We start from the raw sequence: 16,350 nt of genomic DNA on the forward strand, positions 1-16,350 counted from the left end.
CTACAGCACCTCCGGTGCCAGCGAAATGATCTTCATGAACTTCTTGTCCCGCAGCTCGCGCCCGACCGGCCCGAAGATGCGGGTGCCTCGAGGGTCCCCACCGTCCCGGATGAGCACAGCGGCGTTCTCGTCGAACCGGATGTAGGAGCCGTCCGGCCGCCGGCGCTCCTTCGCGGTGCGCACCACGACCGCCTTCACCACGTCGCCGCGCTTCACGCCGGCGCCGGGCAGGGCGTCCTTAACCGTGCCGACGATGATGTCGCCGATCCCCGCGTACCGACGACCCGAACCGCCGAGCACCCGGATGCACAGGATCTCCCGCGCGCCCGTGTTGTCGGCGACCCTCAGGCGCGTCTCCTGCTGAATCACTTCGAGCTCCTGACCCGCTTGCGGCGAATTTCCTTATCACCGTTGAAGCCCGCCGCGACCGGGAGGCTTCGCCATCCTGCCGGACGCTCCGCCGCCGATCGCGGCGGAGCCTCCGGCACCGCCTGTTACTACTTGGCCTTCTCCAGAACGCGGACGACTCGCCAGCGCTTGGTGGCCGACAGCGGCCGGGTCTCCATCAGGAGCACCCGGTCGCCGACGCCGCACGCGCTTTCCTCGTCGTGCGCCTTGACCTTCTTCGTCCGGCGGATCGTCTTGCCGTAGAGCGGGTGCTGAACCCTGTCCTCCACCGCGACGACGACCGTCTTCTGCATCTTGTCGCTGACCACGAGGCCCTCACGGACCTTGCGGAAGCCCCTGGAGGCGCTGTCCGTGCCGGCCGTGGCGCCAGCCTCGTTGGTGCTCTCGTCTGCCACTGCGCTCACTCCGCTGTCTCGTCGGCAAGGCTCGGGTCGACGGTCAGGCCGAGCTCACGCTCGCGCATCACCGTGTAGATCTTGGCGATGTCGCGCCGGACGGCCCGCAGCCGCCGGTTGTTCGAGAGCTGCCCGGTCGCGTTCTGGAACCGGAGGTTGAACAGCTCCTCCTTGGCCTCGCGAAGCTTGTCCACGAGGTCGTCGCCGGACAGCGCGCGCAGATCGTCCGCGCTGGTGGCGGTAGCCATCACGCACCACCTTCACGGGTCACGAACCGGCACTTCATCGGGAGCTTGTGGATCGCGCGGCGCATGGCTTCGCGGGCCACCGGCTCAGCGACACCGGACAGCTCGAACATGATCCGGCCGGGCTTGACGTTGGCGATCCACCACTCCGGCGAGCCCTTGCCGGAACCCATCCGGGTCTCGGCCGGCTTCTTGGTCAGCGGACGGTCCGGGTAGATGTTGATCCAGACCTTTCCGCCGCGGCGGATGTGCCGGGTCATGGCGATACGAGCCGACTCGATCTGCCGGTTGGTCACGTACGCCGGCTCCAGCGCCTGGATCGCGAACTCACCGAACGCGATACTGGTCCCGCCCTTGGCGGCACCGGTCCGCCTCGGGTGGTGCTGCTTGCGGTGCGCGACCTTACGGGGAATCAGCATTGTCCTACTCCTCCGCCTTCTCCGGCGCCGCCGTCTCGGCGGCGGCCGGTGCCGGCGACGCGTCCGGGGTGACCGCGGTGGCGGTCGGCTCCGGCGTCACGGCGGGCGTCGGCTCTGGCGCGGCCGTCGCCTCAGGCACGGCGGGTGCCGTCGCCTCAGGCTCGGCGGGCGTCGTCTCAGGCGTGACCGGCGCCGCCGGCGTGGCCTGCTCGCCGCCGCCGCCGCCCCTGCCCCGACGCTCGCCGCGCTGCCGCTCAGCGGCCGCGCGACCCGCCTCGGTGCCGCCCGCCGTCGTGCCGGACGAGCCGGAGCGCGGACCGCGACGCGGCGGGCGCTCCCGCCGGTGCTGGCGCGTCAGCGCCTCCTGGGCCTCGCGCTCGGCGCGGCTCTGCACGATGTCGCCCTTGTAGATCCAGACCTTCACGCCGATACGGCCGAAGGTGGTGCGTGCCTCGTAGAAGCCGTAGTCGATGTCGGCCCGCAGGGTGTGCAGCGGCACCCGGCCCTCGCGGTAGAACTCCGACCGGCTCATCTCGGCGCCGCCCAGACGTCCGGAGCACTGCACCCGGATGCCCTTCGCGCCGCCCTTCATCGCGGTCTGCATCGCCTTGCGCATCGCGCGGCGGAAGCTGACGCGGCTGGAGAGCTGCTCGGCCACGCCCTGCGCGACGAGCTGCGCGTCCACCTCGGGGTTCTTGACCTCGAGGATGTTGAGCTGGACCTGCTTGCCGGTCAGCTTCTCCAGGTCGCCGCGGATGCGGTCGGCCTCCGCGCCGCGGCGGCCGATGACGATGCCCGGCCGAGCGGTGTGGATGTCGACGCGCAGGCGTCCCTGGGTGCGCTCGATGTCGACCCGGCTGATGCCGGCCCGCTCCATGCCCTTGGACATCATCTTGCGGATCTTGACGTCCTCACCGACATACGCCTTGTACTGCTTGTCGGCGTACCAGCGCGACGTGAACTCCGACGTGATGCCGAGCCGGAACCCGTGCGGGTTGACCTTCTGCCCCACTACCGGGCCCTCCTGTTCGTGGCATCATCCGCGGGCGCAACGCTTTCGACCACGATCGTGATGTGGCTGGTCCGCTTACGGATGCGGTAGGCGCGGCCCTGTGCCCGTGGGCGGATCCGCTTGAGCGTCGGGCCTTCGTCCACGTATGCCTCGCCGACGAACAGCGTGGTCGGGTCGAGGCCGTGGTTGTTCTCCGCGTTCGCGATGGCGCTGCGCACGACCTTGTACACGTCGGTGCTGGCGGACTGCGGCGCGAAGGTGAGGATGTCGAGTGCCTCCTGCGCGGACCGGCCGCGGACCAGGTCGATGACCCGGCGCGCCTTGGTCGGCGAGATCCGCACGTAACGAGCCGTCGCCTTGGCGCCGGGCAGGCCGGCGCGGGTCAGGCCGTCGACGAGGTCGTCAGCCACGGCGTGACCTCCGGTCTTCCTTCACGTGGCCGCGGAAGGTCCGGGTCGGGGCGAACTCCCCGAGCTTGTGACCGACCATGCCCTCGGTGACGAACACCGGAACGTGCTTACGGCCGTCGTGCACCGCGATGGTGTGGCCCAGCATGTCCGGAATGATGGTCGAGCGACGCGACCACGTCTTGATGACGTGCTTGGTGCCCTTCTCGTTCTGCACGTCCACCTTCTTGAGCAGGTGGTCGTCGACGAACGGGCCCTTCTTCAGGCTGCGTGGCATTGTGTCTCCTCCTCCCTGCTCAGTGGTGGTTCTCGGCGGGAACGCCGGCGCGGTGGCTGCACGCGGCCTGGGCCGCTGCTACCGCGCTCATCGGCGCTTCGCCTTCTTGCGGTTGCTGACGATCAGATTGTCGCTGGCCTTGCGGGTGGCCCTGGTGCGGCCCTCCGGACGGCCCTTCGGGTTGACCGGGTGGCGGCCACCGGAGGTCTTGCCCTCACCACCACCGTGCGGGTGGTCGACCGGGTTCATGGCCACACCACGCACGGTCGGGCGGCGGCCCTTCCAGCGCATCCGGCCGGCCTTGCCCCAGTTGATGTTGCTCTGCTCCGCGTTGCCGACCTCGCCGACGGTCGCCCGACAGCGGGCGTCCACCTTGCGCATCTCCCCGGAGGGCATCCGGAGCTGGGCGTACGGCCCGTCCTTCGCGACCAGCTGCACGCTCGCGCCGGCGCTGCGGGCGATCTTCGCCCCGCCGCCGGGCCGCAGCTCGACGTTGTGGATGACGGTACCGGTCGGGATGTTGCGCAGCGGCAGGGCGTTGCCCGGCTTGATGTCCGCGCCGACGCCCGAGCTGACCACGTCGCCCTGCTTGAGTTTCACCGGGGCGACGATGTAGCGCTTCTCGCCGTCCGCATAGTGCAGCAGCGCGATCCGGGCCGTGCGGTTCGGGTCGTACTCGATGTGCGCGACCTTGGCCGGCACGCCGTCCTTGTCCCGACGGAAGTCGATCAGCCGGTAGGCGCGCTTGTGGCCGCCGCCCTGGTGGCGGGTGGTGATCCGGCCGTGCGCATTGCGGCCGCCCTTGGAATGCAGGGGGCGGACCAGCGACTTCTCCGGGTGGTCACGAGTGATCTCGACGAAGTCGGAGACACTCGCGCCGCGGCGGCCCGGGGTGGTGGGCTTGTAACGACGAATTCCCATGACTAATCCAGCTCTCCGTTACGCGCCCGGGCCACCGAAGATCTCGATGGAGTCCCCGGGGGCCAGGCTGACCATGGCCCGCTTGGTGGCCTTGCGCTGGCCCCAGCCGTACTTGGTCCGCTTGCGCTTGCCAGGCCGGTTGATGGTGTTGACGCTCAGCACCCGGACGTTGAAGATCTGCTGGACCGCGATCTTAATCTGGGTCTTGTTCGCGTCTGGGCGGACGATGAACGTGTAGACGTTCTCGTCCAGCAGGCCGTAGCTCTTCTCCGAGACGACCGGCTTGAGGATGATGTCGCGCGGGTCGGGGATCACTGGTCCGCCTCCTCGGCGTCGGCCGCCGCCTTGCCTCGGCCGACGAACGCGGCGAGCGCGGCCTCGGTGAACACGACGTCGTCGCTGATCAGCACGTCATAGGTGTTGAGCTGGCCCGGGTCGAGCAGGTGCACCGTCGGGACGTTGCGCAGGCTCTTCCAGGTCAACTCGTCGATCCGCTCGGCCACGACGAGCACGTGCCGGCTGTCGGCGAGCGTGCTCAACGCGGTGAGCGCCGCCTTGGTCGACGGGGTCTCGCCCTCGGCCAGCGAGGAGACGACGTGCACCCGGTTGGCGCGGGCCCGGTCCGAGAGGGCGCCGCGCAGCGCGGCGGCCTTCATCTTCTTCGGGGTCCGCTGCTCGTAGTTGCGCGGCGTCGGGCCGTGCACGGTGCCACCGCCGGCGAACTGCGGGGCGCGCGTCGAGCCCTGCCGGGCGCGGCCGGTGCCCTTCTGCCGGTACGGCTTCTTGCCGCCGCCGCGAACCTCGCCGCGGGTCTTGGTGTCGTGGGTGCCCTGGCGGGCCGCAGCCTGCTGGGCCACCACAACCTGGTGGATCAGCGGGACGTTCACCTGAACGTCGAAGATCTCGCCAGGCAGCTCGGCGGTGCCGGCCTCGCCACCGGCCAGCGCGTGCACCGTCACGGTGCGCGTCTCGCCGGCGTCGGCCTTGCGGAACATCGTGGTCATGCCGACACCTCAGCCTTCTGGGCGTCCGCCGGCTGGAAGGCGGCCGGGGCCGGCCGCTTCGCCGCGCTGCGCACGAAGACCAGCCCGCCATCCACACCGGGGACGGCGCCCTTGATCAGCAGCAGGCCCCGCTCGGCGTCGACCGCGTGCACGGTCAGGCCGGCGACGGTCACCCGCACGTTGCCCATCCGGCCAGCCATCCGCAGGCCCTTGAAGACCCGGCCCGGGGTGGCACAGCCACCGACCGAGCCCGGCGAGCGGTGCTTGCGCTCGACGCCGTGACCGGCGCCCAGGCCCTTGAAGCCATGCCGCTTCATGACGCCGGCGAAGCCCTTGCCCTTGGACGTGCCGGTGACGTCGACGACCTGGCCGGCCTCGAAGACAGAGCTGTCGAGCTCCAGGCCGGCGGTGTAGTTGCCCGCGTCGGCGGTCCGCAGCTCGGCCAGGTGGCGTCGCGGAGTCACGCCGGCGACGCCGAAATGCCCCCGGGTCGGCTTGTTGACCTTGCGCGGGTCGATCTCGCCGTAGCCGAGCTGGACAGCCGAGTAGCCATCGGTGTCCGGAGTCTTCACCTGGGTGACCACGTTAGGGCCAGCCTCGATCACGGTGATCGGTACGACGCGGTTCTGCGCGTCCCAGACCTGGGTCATCCCGAGCTTGGTGCCCAGGATCCCTCGGTAGTTTCGGTTGAGCATGGCTGCGCCCGGTCCCTTACAGCTTGATCTCGATGTCGACACCGGCGGGGAGGTCGAGGCGCATCAGCGAGTCGACCGTCTTCGGCGTCGGGTCAAGGATGTCGATAAGCCGCTTGTGCGTCCGCATCTCAAAGTGCTCGCGGCTGTCCTTGTATTTGTGCGGCGACCGGATGACGCAGTAGATGTTCTTCTCCGTCGGCAGCGGCACGGGACCCGCGACCTGCGCCCCGGTCCGGGTCACGGTCTCGACAATCTTGCGCGCCGAGCTGTCGATGACCTCGTGGTCATAGGCCTTGAGCCGGATGCGGATCTTCTGTGCCGCCATGGTGGGCTTCGCCTGTCCTGTCTGTCTCGTCACCCGGGGTACCGCGACCGGGCTCCCTGGGCTGATACCTACATTGGGCTCCAGGCGCGCGAGGCTTCGCCATCATCGCGCGCCCTTCGCCCGTGCACCGGTCGCCGGGCGTTACCACTTCTTCTTCGCCCTTCTCCCGGGCGCTCCGGGTTCGGGGCCGTGCACCAGCCGCAGGTCAAGACGTTGCGACTGGCGGTGATGCCGGTAGCCAGCGGCGGGCGGCGGGGCCTGGCGTCGATGACGCCCGACCCGCGCCGCCCAAACGCGGAACTACTTGACGACCTTCAGGACCTGGCCGGCGCCGACGGTGCGGCCACCCTCACGGATGGCGAACCGCAGGCCCTCCTCCATGGCGATCGGCTGGATCAGCTCGACCACCATTTCGGTGTTGTCGCCCGGCATGACCATCTCGGTGCCCTCGGGGAGGGTCACGACGCCGGTCACGTCGGTCGTCCGGAAGTAGAACTGCGGCCGGTAGTTGTTGAAGAACGGCGTGTGGCGGCCGCCCTCGTCCTTGTTCAGGATGTAGACCCGGGCCTCGAACACGGTGTGCGGCGTGATGCTCTTCGGCTTCACGACGACCTGGCCGCGCTCGACGTCCTCGCGCTTGATGCCACGCAGGAGCAGACCGACGTTGTCACCGGCCTGGCCCTGGTCGAGCAGCTTGCGGAACATCTCGACACCCGTGACCGTGGTGGTCTGGGTCTCCTGCTTGATACCGACGATCTCGACGGTCTCCGACACCTTGACGATGCCGCGCTCGACTCGACCGGTGACGACGGTGCCGCGGCCGGTGATCGTGAAGACGTCCTCGATGGGCATCAGGAACGGCTTCTCGATGTCACGCACCGGCTCGGGGATCGACTCGTCGACCGCGTCCATCAGCTCGAGGAGCTTCGCGCCCCACTCCTTGTCGCCCTCGAGGGCCTTCAGAGCGGAGACGCGGATGACCGGAAGGTCGTCACCCGGGAACTCGTAGATGGACAGCAGCTCGCGGACCTCGAGCTCGACGAGCTCCAGGATCTCCTCGTCGTCCACCATGTCGGCCTTGTTCAGGGCCACCACGATGTACGGCACGCCGACCTGGCGGGCGAGGAGCACGTGCTCCTTGGTCTGCGGCATCGGGCCGTCGGTCGCCGACACGACCAGGATCGCGCCGTCCATCTGGGCGGCACCCGTGATCATGTTCTTGATGTAGTCGGCGTGACCGGGGCAGTCGACATGGGCGTAGTGCCGCTTGTCGGTCTGGTACTCGACGTGCGCGATGGAGATGGTGATACCGCGGGCCTTCTCCTCGGGCGCCTTGTCGATCTGGTCGAACGGGGTGAACGGGTTCAGGTCCGGGTGGGCGTCGTGCAGGACCTTGGTGATCGCCGCCGTCAGCGTGGTCTTGCCATGGTCAATGTGACCGATGGTGCCGATGTTGACGTGCGGTTTGGTCCGCTCGAACTTCTGCTTCGCCACGGGTGTCCCTCCAAGGACGGGTGGTGTCTTGCTGTAGATCGTCTTGTTCGGGGTCCGGGGGGACCGTGCCCCCGGACATCCGCTGGCGCGGAGATCCGGGGACCGCTCCGCCCCGGACGGGCGTTACTCCCCGCGGGCCTTCGCGATGATGTCCTTCGCGACGTTGTTGGGGACTTCGGCGTAGGAGTCGAACTGCATGGAGTAGTTCGCCCGGCCCGAGGTCTTCGACCGCAGGTCGCCGACGTAGCCGAACATCTCCGAAAGCGGCACCAGCGCCCGGATGATCCGGGAGCCACCGCGCTCGTCCATCGCCTGGATCTGCCCGCGCCGCGAGTTCAGGTCGCCGATGACCTCACCCATGTAGTCCTCGGGGGAGGTGACCTCGACGGACATCATTGGCTCGAGCAGGACCGGGTCGGCCTTCCGCGCCGCCTCCTTGAACGCCATCGAACCGGCGATCTTGAAGGCGAGCTCGGAGGAGTCGACCTCGTGGTACTGGCCGTCCAGCAGGGTGACCTTTACGTCGACCAGCGGGTAGCCAGCGAGCACACCGAACTCCATGGCCTCCTGGCAGCCCGCATCCACGCTCGGGATGTACTCCTTCGGGATGCGACCGCCGGTGACCTTGTTCTGGAACTCGTAGCCACCGCCGTCGCCGCCGGAAGGTTCGAGATTGATGATCACCCGCGCGTACTGACCGGAACCGCCGGTCTGCTTCTTGTGGGTGTAATCGACCTTCTCGACCTTCTTGCGGATGGTCTCCCGGTACGCGACCTGCGGACGGCCGACGTTGGCGTCGACGCTGTACTCGCGCTTCATCCGGTCGACCAGCACCTCGAGGTGCAGCTCGCCCATGCCCGAGATGACCGTCTGGCCGGTTTCCTCGTCGGTGCGGACCTGGAAGGTCGGGTCCTCCTCGGCGAGCCGCTGGATCGCGGTGCCCAGCTTCTGCTGGTCGGCCTTCGTCTTCGGCTCGATCGCGACGTGGATGACCGGAGCCGGGAATGTCATCGACTCCAGCACGACCGGCGCGTTCGGGTCGCAGAGGGTGTCACCGGTGGTGGTGTTCTTCAGCCCGACGACCGCGACGATCTGGCCGGCGCCGACGCCGTCCCGATCCTCCCGGTGGTTGGCGTGCATCTGCAGGATGCGGCCGATCCGCTCCTTGCGGTCCTTGGTGGAGTTGAGCACCGCCGAACCGGACGAGAGCCTGCCGGAGTACACCCGGATGTAGGTCAGCTTGCCGACGTACGGGTCAGACATGATCTTGAAAGCGAGCGCGGAGAACGGCTCGTCCTCGGTGGCCTCGCGAATGACCTCGACCTCTTCGTTGCCCGGCTTGTGACCGACGGTCCTGCCGACGTCGGTCGGGCTGGGCAGGAAGTCGACGACGGCGTCGAGCATGGGCTGCACGCCCTTGTTCTTGAACGCCGTGCCGCACATGACCGGGTTGATCGCACTGGTGAGGGTGGCCCGTCGGATCGCCGCGACCAGCTCCTCGACGGTGGGCTCCGTGCCCTCGAGGTACTTCTCCATCAGGTCGTCGTCGTTCTCGGCGACGGTCTCGAGGAGCTTGTCGCGCCACTCCTGCGCGGCCTCCTCGTGGTCGCGCGGGATGTCGACGACGTCGTAGGAGGCGCCCTTGTCCTCGGAGTGCCAGATCAGGCCCTTCATCCGGACCAGGTCGATGACGCCCTTGAAGTCGGACTCGACGCCCCACGGGAGCTGGATGACGGCCGGCGTCGCGTCGAGCCGGTCGATCATCATCTCCACGCAGCGGTGGAACTCCGCGCCGACCCGGTCCATCTTGTTGACGAACGCGATCCGCGGCACGTTGTACCGGTCGGCCTGGCGCCACACCGTCTCGCTCTGCGGCTCCACGCCGGCAACCGCGTCGAACACCGCGACCGCACCGTCGAGCACCCGCAGCGACCGCTCCACCTCGACGGTGAAGTCGACGTGGCCGGGGGTGTCGATGATGTTGATGGTGTGGTCTCGCCAGATGCAGGTGGTGGCGGCGGAGGTGATGGTGATCCCCCGCTCCTGCTCCTGCTCCATCCAGTCCATCGTGGCGCCGCCGTCGTGCACTTCACCGATCTTGTAGTTCACACCGGTGTAGTAGAGGATGCGCTCGGTCGTGGTGGTCTTACCCGCGTCGATGTGGGCCATGATCCCGATGTTGCGGGTCGTGGCCAGGGCGGCACGTACATCAGCCATAACAGGTCACCAGCGGTAGTGGGCGAAGGCCTTGTTGGACTCCGCCATCTTGTGGGTGTCCTCCCGGCGCTTCACGCTCGCGCCGAGACCATTGCTCGCGTCGATCAGCTCGTTCATGAGCCGCTCGGTCATCGTCTTCTCGCGGCGGCCGCGCGAGTAGGCGACCAGCCAGCGCAACGCCAGGGTGGTGCTGCGGCCGGCGCGGACCTCGATCGGCACCTGGTAGGTGGCGCCACCGACCCGGCGGCTGCGCACCTCCAGCGTCGGCTTGACGTTGTCCAGCGCGCGCTTGAGCGTCACGACCGGGTCGTTGCCGGTCTTCTCACGGGCGCCCTCAAGCGCGCCGTAGACGATCCGCTCGGCGATCGACTTCTTGCCGCTCATCAGCACCTTGTTGACCAGAGAGGTCACCAGCGGCGACCCGTACACCGGGTCGACGACGACAGCGTGCTTGGGAGCGGGCCCTTTGCGCGGCATCTAGCCCTTCTCCTTCTTCGCGCCGTAGCGGCTACGGGCCTGCTTGCGGTTGCGGACACCCTGGGTGTCCAGCGCGCCACGGACGATCTTGTAGCGAACGCCCGGGAGGTCCTTCACTCGGCCGCCGCGCACCAGGACCATCGAGTGCTCCTGGAGGTTGTGGCCGACACCCGGGATGTACGCGGTGACCTCGATCCCGCTGGACAGCCGGACACGGGCGACCTTGCGCAGCGCCGAGTTCGGCTTCTTCGGGGTGGTCGTGTAGACCCGGGTGCACACGCCACGACGCTGCGGGCTCCCCTTGAGGGCAGGGGTCTTGGTCTTCTCGACCTTGTCCTGCCGGCCCTTGCGGACCAGCTGCTGGATCGTGGGCAACTGCGCTCCCGTTCCTCTTCCGTCGCGGTGCTGTTCTCTCGCCTGGCGTGCCGGGCACACGAGGACGGCTGCCACCTGGGGTTCCAGGTTGCCCGCCGACCCACGCGGTCGGGCGTGTCGCGCCTGCCAGCACCCCTCAGCCGTCAGCCGAGTCGTCCTGAGAGGAGCGCGCCTGCCCGCTCATCAGCACAGTCCCGCCGGCATCCGCCGGCGTCCCTGAGACGAAGCAGGCCCGACAGTCGCCGACGGCGTCCAGTTCGCCAACCGTCTCTGGCCGCAACTCGCCCGGGGATACCCGTAGGTCACCCGTGCTCCGCGGCCCGCGTCATCTGGCCGGGAAGAGATCCCCAGACAGAAACGCTCGGTCGTCAGTCTGGCGCCACAGCGCCACATCGGGGCGCAGGACACACGCCAGAGTCACGTGGACTCCGGCCACAGGACGCAACATTACCCCACGCCCACGTCAAGTGTCGAACCGGGTGTCATCCGCGCCCACGGCCCTTCTCGGGCCGCCCGCCGAGCGCCACCGGAGGTGCGGCGCCTCACCTGCCGCCCTCCGAGATGACCCGCCGAGTCCGGGGTGTCCCCCGGCTCGCACAGCCGGTCGGTTTCGTCGTCGTTGACGTGTCGTGTGCTGGCTATGGGGCCAGCCGCCCGGTTCCGCTGCTACCCCGCCGGGGCACCAGGTACTGCTGAACCTTCATCGAGCGAAGATCGACATCGGGGGTCCGGGGGTCGCCCCCGGGGTCGCATCACGGCCGCCCCGGGAAGCCGACCGCAGGTCGGCGAACAGGATGAGCCAGCTCGCGGTGGGTTACCGATGTCGGTCCCGCGGTGCCATTGTGCAGGTCTGGCAGGCTGGGCGGGAGTGAAACGACAAGGTTGGCGTTATCGGGACAGCGGGGGTCACCGGGTCTTCGCCCAACGATGACGATGGGAGCGCGCATGGTGAGTACAGGCGCCGCGACGGACGCAGCACCGGGCATCAGCGCCGACGCAGGGACGGACGGAGGCACGCCCGTTGACCCGCGCCGAAAGCCGACCCGAGCCGAGCTCGACGCCGCCTACGGACGCGCCGTCCCAGACCTGATCGCCCCTGGGTTGAAGGTGCTCATCTGCGGGATCAACCCGTCGCTCGCCGCCGGCGCGACCGGTTTCCACTTCGGCGGCACCGCGAACCGGCTGTGGGCGACGCTGCACCAGGCCGCCTTCACCGACCGCCAGCTGCACCCGTCCGAGACCGGCGAGCTGCTCGCCCGCGGCATCGGCATCACCAACATCGTCAACCGCGCCACCGCCCGCGCGGACGAGATCCACGACGACGAGATCCGCGCCGGCGTCGGCCGGCTAACGGCCACCGTCGAGCGCTACCAGCCCGGCTGGCTGGCCTTCCTGGGTCTCGGCGCCTACCGCATCGCCTTCGGCCAGAAGAAGGCCCCTGTAGGCCGCCAGCCCGACCACCTGGGCTCGACGGGAGTCTGGCTCCTCCCGAACCCCAGCGGCCTCAACGCCCACTACTCGCTCCAGGCCCTCGTCGAGGCCTACCGCGAGCTTTACGAAGCCGCCTACGCGCCCTCGTAGCGGGTTCGGCCGGTCCTCCTTCAGTCCTGCCCTCGCCGAGTCGTGGGAGGGCCGCGGTCGGGAACCGCTCGAATCGCCAACGGCGGGCGCCCCCGAAGGGACGCCCGCCGCCGTTCGTTCGACCAGGATCTGCCGATTAACGGTAGTCGCGGCTGCCGAAGTCGAACTCGTCGAGCGGGACGGCCTGGCCGGTGCCGGTGCCGAAGGCGCCGTACTCGACCGTGCCGGCCTCGTCGAAGCCGCCGACCGTGTACATGGCGGCCCGCGCCTCCTCGGTCGGCTCGACCCGGATGTTGCGGTACCGCGTGATGCCGGTGCCGGCCGGGATGAGCTTGCCGATGATGACGTTCTCCTTCAGGCCGACCAGCGAGTCCGACCGGGCGTTGATCGCCGCGTCGGTGAGCACCCGGGTGGTCTCCTGGAAGGAGGCCGCCGACAGCCACGACTCGGTGGCCAGCGACGCCTTGGTGATGCCCATGAGCACCGGCCGGGCCGACGCCGGCTGGCCGCCGGACTCGACGACGCGCCGGTTCTCGCTCTCGAACCTGCCCCGCTCGACCAGCTCACCTGGCAGCAGCGTCGTCTCACCCGACTCGAGGACGTTCACCCGCTTGAGCATCTGACGGATGATGATCTCGATGTGCTTGTCGTGGATCGACACACCCTGCGACCGGTACACCTCCTGCACCTGGTCGACCAGGTGCAGCTGGACCTGGCGCGGGCCGAGGATGCGCAGCACCTCGTGCGGGTCGACGGCACCGTCGATGAGCTGGGTGCCCACGTCGATGTGCTCGCCCTCGGCGACCCGCAGGCGGGAACGCCGCGGCACCGGGTAGGCCATCTCCTCGGAGCCGTCGTCGGGGACGACGACGACCTTGAAGGTCTTCTCCGTCTCCTCGATCTTGATCCGGCCGACGACCTCGCTGATCGGGGCCTTGCCCTTGGGGCTGCGGGCCTCGAACAGCTCGACCACTCGCGGCAGACCCTGCGTGATGTCGTCACCGGCGACGCCGCCAGCGTGGAACGTACGCATGGTCAGCTGGGTGCCCGGCTCACCGATCGACTGGGCGGCGACGATGCCGACCGCCTCGCCGACGTCGACGAGCTTGCCGGTCGCGAGCGAGCGGCCGTAGCACTGCGCGCACACGCCGCGACGCGACTCGCAGGTCAGCGCCGAGCGGATCCGGACGGTCTCGATCCCGGCCTCGAGCAGCTGGCCGATGACGACGTCGCCGAGGTCGGCGCCCGCCGGCACGATGACCTCGCCGCCCGAGTCGAGGGCGTCCGCGGCCAGCGTCCGCGCATAGGCCGACGTCTCCGCGTACCGGTCGCGGACCAGCTGGCCGCTCACGCGGTCCTTCGTCGCGATGCGGGTCATCACACCGCGCTCGGTGCCACAGTCGTCGTCGCGGACGATGACGTCCTGGCTGACGTCGACGAGCCGGCGGGTCAGGTAGCCGGAGTCGGCGGTCCGCAGCGCCGTGTCGGCGAGGCCCTTGCGGGCGCCGTGCGTGGAGATGAAGTACTCCAGCACGGACAGGCCCTCGCGGAAGTTCGCCTTGATCGGCCGCGGGATGATCTCGCCCTTCGGGTTGGAGACCAGGCCACGCATGCCGGCGAGCTGGCGGATCTGCATCATGTTTCCGGCCGCGCCGGAGTTGACCAGCGTCGCGACCGGGTTGGTCGGCGGGAAGTGGTCCTCCATCGCCTTCGCGACCTCGCTCGTCGCGTTGGTCCAGATCTGGACCAGCTCGCTGCGGCGCTCGTCGTCGGAGAGGAAGCCGCGCTCGAACTGCTTCTGGACCTTCTCGGCGAGGTCCTCGTACTTGGCGAGGATCTCGGTCTTGTTCGGCGGCGCGATGACGTCCTCGATCGCGACGGTCACCCCGGACCGGGTGGCCCAGTAGAAACCGGCGCTCTTGAACGCGTCCAGCGTCGCCGCGACCTGGGCCTTCGGGTACCGCTCGGCCAGGTCGTTGACGATCGCGGCCTGGTCCCGCTTGTGCAACAGCTCGTTGATGAACGGGTAGCCCTCCGGCAGCGCCTCGTTCAGCAGGCAACGCCCGAAGGTCGTCTCCAGGGTGAACGGGTCGCCGGGGATCCAGTCCGCGGGCGCTTCCCAGTCGGTCGGCGGCGTGTGGTCGCGCAGCCGGACCTTGATGATCGTCTGCAGGCCGATCTCGTGCGCGTCGAAGGCCATCTGCGCCTCGGCCACGCTGGAGAACGACCGGCCCTCGCCGAGGCCGCCGCTCTCGGCCAGCCGGGTCAGGTGGAACACCCCGGTGACCATGTCGAGGCTCGGCATGGCCAGCGGACGGCCGGACGCCGGCGAGAGGATGTTGTTGCTCGACAGCATCAGGATCCGGGCCTCGGCCTGCGCCTCGGCGGACAGCGGCAGGTGCACCGCCATCTGGTCGCCGTCGAAGTCCGCGTTGAACGCGGTGCAGACCAGCGGGTGGATCTGGATGGCCTTGCCCTCGACCAGCTGCGGCTCGAAGGCCTGGATGCCGAGGCGGTGCAGCGTCGGCGCCCGGTTCAGCAGCACCGGGTGCTCGGTGATGACCTCCTCGAGCACGTCCCAGACGACCGGCCGCGCGCGCTCCACCATCCGCTTGGCGGACTTGATGTTCTGCGCGTGGTTCAGGTCGACCAGCCGCTTCATCACGAACGGCTTGAACAGCTCCAGCGCCATCTGCTTGGGCAGGCCGCACTGGTGCAGCTTCAGCTGCGGGCCGACGACGATGACCGAACGGCCGGAGTAGTCGACACGCTTGCCGAGCAGGTTCTGGCGGAACCGGCCCTGCTTGCCCTTGAGCATGTCCGACAGCGACTTGAGCGGACGGTTGCCGGGCCCGGTGACCGGGCGGCCGCGGCGGCCGTTGTCGAACAGCGCGTCGACGGCCTCCTGCAGCATCCGCTTCTCGTTGTTGACGATGATCTCGGGCGCGCCGAGGTCGAGCAGCCTCTTGAGCCGGTTGTTCCGGTTGATGACCCGGCGGTAGAGGTCGTTCAGGTCCGACGTGGCGAACCGGCCGCCGTCGAGCTGCACCATCGGGCGCAGGTCCGGCGGGATGACCGGGACGCAGTCGAGCACCATCCCCATCGGGGAGTTGCGGGTGTTCAGGAACGCCGAGACGACCTTGAGCCGCTTCAGCGCCCGGGCCTTCTTCTGGCCCTTGCCGGTGCGGATCGTCTCCCGCAGCGACTCGGCCTCGGCCGCGAGGTCGAAGTCGGCGAGGCGGCGCTGCAGCGCCTCCGCGCCCATGCCGCCCTCGAAGTACTGGCCGAACCGGTCGCGCAGCTCGCGGTAGAGAAGCTCGTCCGGCTCCAGGTCCTGGACCTTCATGCCCTTGAAGCGGTCGAAGACCCGGTCCAGCTCGTCGATCTTGCGCTGGGCGCGGTCACGGATCTGGCGCATCTCGCGCTCGGCCGACTCCCGCACCTTGCGGCGCGCGTCGCCCTTGGCGCCCTCGGCCTCCAGCTGGGCCAGGTCCGCCTCCAGCTTGCGCTGGCGGGCCTCGACGTCGGCGTTCTTGCGGTCCTCCATGCCCTGCTTCTCGACGCCGATGCGGGCCTCGAGGGTCGGCAGGTCACGGTGGCGCGCGTCGACGTCCACCTTTGTGATCATGTAGGCGGCGAAGTAGATGACCTTCTCGAGGTCCTTCGGCGCCAGGTCCAGCAGGTAGCCGAGCCGGCTCGGCACACCCTTGAAGTACCAGATGTGGGTGACCGGGGCGGCCAGCTCGATGTGCCCCATCCGCTCACGGCGCACCTTCGCGCGCGTGACCTCGACGCCGCAGCGCTCGCAGATGATGCCCTTGAACCGGACCCTCTTGTACTTACCGCAGTAGCACTCCCAGTCCCGGGTCGGACCGAAGATCTTCTCGCAGAAGAGCCCGTCCTTCTCCGGCTTGAGGGTGCGGTAGTTAATGGTCTCCGGCTTCTTGACCTCGCCGTGCGACCACTGGCGGATGTCGTCCGCGGTGGCCAGGCCGATGCGCAGCTCGTCGAAGAAGTTGACGTCCAGCAAGACTGTCGCCTGCTCTCTCTTTCTCAGTCGGGACGCTCAGTCAGGTCAGCGGGTGTTGGCCGGGCCGC

18 protein-coding genes are annotated in these 16,350 nt (G+C 69.0%); 1 reads left to right on the forward strand and 17 read right to left on the reverse strand.

Going from position 1 to position 16,350, the window contains the following annotated elements; genetic code table 11:
* From rplN to rpsL, 16 genes are all read right to left on the reverse strand, one after another.
* Complete coding sequence (gene rplN / locus QOZ89_RS02835) at positions 1 to 369, reverse strand: 50S ribosomal protein L14 (protein WP_007514830.1); 369 nt, start codon at positions 367 to 369, stop codon at positions 1 to 3.
* A gap of 128 nt (positions 370 to 497) precedes the next feature.
* Positions 498 to 803 (reverse strand): 30S ribosomal protein S17, encoded by a 306-nt coding sequence (gene rpsQ, locus QOZ89_RS02840; RefSeq protein WP_071050722.1) that lies wholly within the window; start codon positions 801 to 803, stop codon positions 498 to 500.
* A gap of 5 nt (positions 804 to 808) precedes the next feature.
* Entirely contained in the window at positions 809 to 1,051 is a 243-nt protein-coding gene (gene rpmC, locus QOZ89_RS02845) for a 50S ribosomal protein L29 (RefSeq protein WP_007514828.1), read from the reverse strand.
* Positions 1,051 to 1,467 (reverse strand): 50S ribosomal protein L16, encoded by a 417-nt coding sequence (rplP, locus tag QOZ89_RS02850; RefSeq protein ID WP_071050723.1) that lies wholly within the window; start codon positions 1,465 to 1,467, stop codon positions 1,051 to 1,053. Before rplP ends, rpmC begins: the two co-directional genes overlap by 1 nt.
* Before the next feature lie 4 nt (positions 1,468 to 1,471).
* Positions 1,472 to 2,479 (reverse strand): 30S ribosomal protein S3, encoded by a 1,008-nt coding sequence (rpsC, locus tag QOZ89_RS02855; protein ID WP_071050724.1) that lies wholly within the window; start codon positions 2,477 to 2,479, stop codon positions 1,472 to 1,474.
* Positions 2,479 to 2,889 (reverse strand): 50S ribosomal protein L22, encoded by a 411-nt coding sequence (rplV, locus tag QOZ89_RS02860; RefSeq protein WP_083419131.1) that lies wholly within the window; start codon positions 2,887 to 2,889, stop codon positions 2,479 to 2,481. The genes rpsC and rplV overlap by 1 nt, the downstream gene beginning before the upstream one ends.
* A complete protein-coding gene (rpsS, locus tag QOZ89_RS02865) occupies positions 2,882 to 3,163 on the reverse strand; it encodes a 30S ribosomal protein S19 (protein WP_007514823.1) in 282 nt (93 codons plus the stop codon). Before rpsS ends, rplV begins: the two co-directional genes overlap by 8 nt.
* Positions 3,164 to 3,250: 87 nt before the next feature.
* Entirely contained in the window at positions 3,251 to 4,084 is an 834-nt protein-coding gene (rplB, locus tag QOZ89_RS02870) for a 50S ribosomal protein L2 (protein WP_071050725.1), read from the reverse strand.
* A gap of 18 nt (positions 4,085 to 4,102) precedes the next feature.
* On the reverse strand, positions 4,103 to 4,399 hold the full coding sequence (gene rplW, locus QOZ89_RS02875; protein WP_007514820.1) for a 50S ribosomal protein L23: 297 nt from the start codon (positions 4,397 to 4,399) through the stop codon (positions 4,103 to 4,105).
* Entirely contained in the window at positions 4,396 to 5,088 is a 693-nt protein-coding gene (rplD, locus tag QOZ89_RS02880) for a 50S ribosomal protein L4 (RefSeq protein WP_071050726.1), read from the reverse strand. Before rplD ends, rplW begins: the two co-directional genes overlap by 4 nt.
* Positions 5,085 to 5,783 carry a 50S ribosomal protein L3 gene (gene rplC / locus QOZ89_RS02885; RefSeq protein ID WP_071050727.1) on the reverse strand — a complete coding sequence of 233 codons (699 nt, stop codon included), beginning with the start codon at positions 5,781 to 5,783 and terminating at the stop codon, positions 5,085 to 5,087. Before rplC ends, rplD begins: the two co-directional genes overlap by 4 nt.
* A 16-nt stretch (positions 5,784 to 5,799) precedes the next feature.
* The gene (rpsJ, locus tag QOZ89_RS02890) at positions 5,800 to 6,108 is read right to left on the reverse strand and encodes a 30S ribosomal protein S10 (RefSeq protein WP_007514815.1); all 309 of its coding nucleotides are present in this window, start codon (positions 6,106 to 6,108) and stop codon (positions 5,800 to 5,802) included.
* 300 nt (positions 6,109 to 6,408) lie between these two features.
* Positions 6,409 to 7,602: an elongation factor Tu gene (tuf, locus tag QOZ89_RS02895; RefSeq protein WP_071050728.1), complete on the reverse strand. Its 1,194-nt coding sequence runs from the start codon at positions 7,600 to 7,602 to the stop codon at positions 6,409 to 6,411.
* Between the two features lie 123 nt (positions 7,603 to 7,725).
* A complete protein-coding gene (gene fusA / locus QOZ89_RS02900) occupies positions 7,726 to 9,819 on the reverse strand; it encodes an elongation factor G (protein WP_071050729.1) in 2,094 nt (697 codons plus the stop codon).
* A gap of 6 nt (positions 9,820 to 9,825) precedes the next feature.
* The gene (gene rpsG, locus QOZ89_RS02905) at positions 9,826 to 10,296 is read right to left on the reverse strand and encodes a 30S ribosomal protein S7 (RefSeq protein ID WP_007514811.1); all 471 of its coding nucleotides are present in this window, start codon (positions 10,294 to 10,296) and stop codon (positions 9,826 to 9,828) included.
* Positions 10,297 to 10,671, reverse strand: coding sequence for a 30S ribosomal protein S12 (rpsL, locus tag QOZ89_RS02910; protein ID WP_007514810.1), 375 nt, complete (start codon positions 10,669 to 10,671; stop codon positions 10,297 to 10,299). It lies immediately after the preceding gene.
* A 945-nt stretch (positions 10,672 to 11,616) separates the two neighbouring features.
* On the opposite strand from rpsL, the gene mug reads away from it, so the two are divergent.
* Positions 11,617 to 12,252, forward strand: a complete 636-nt coding sequence (gene mug / locus QOZ89_RS02915) for a G/U mismatch-specific DNA glycosylase (protein ID WP_083419132.1) — start codon at positions 11,617 to 11,619, stop codon at positions 12,250 to 12,252.
* A 136-nt stretch (positions 12,253 to 12,388) separates the two neighbouring features.
* Here the strand turns inward: mug and QOZ89_RS02920 are convergent, their stop codons facing one another.
* Positions 12,389 to 16,282, reverse strand: a complete 3,894-nt coding sequence (locus QOZ89_RS02920) for a DNA-directed RNA polymerase subunit beta' (protein ID WP_071050730.1) — start codon at positions 16,280 to 16,282, stop codon at positions 12,389 to 12,391.
* Positions 16,283 to 16,350: the final 68 nt, after the last annotated feature.

This window comes from Pseudofrankia coriaricola (assembly GCF_032027725.1).
Lineage (GTDB): Bacteria > Actinomycetota > Actinomycetes > Frankiales > Frankiaceae > Pseudofrankia.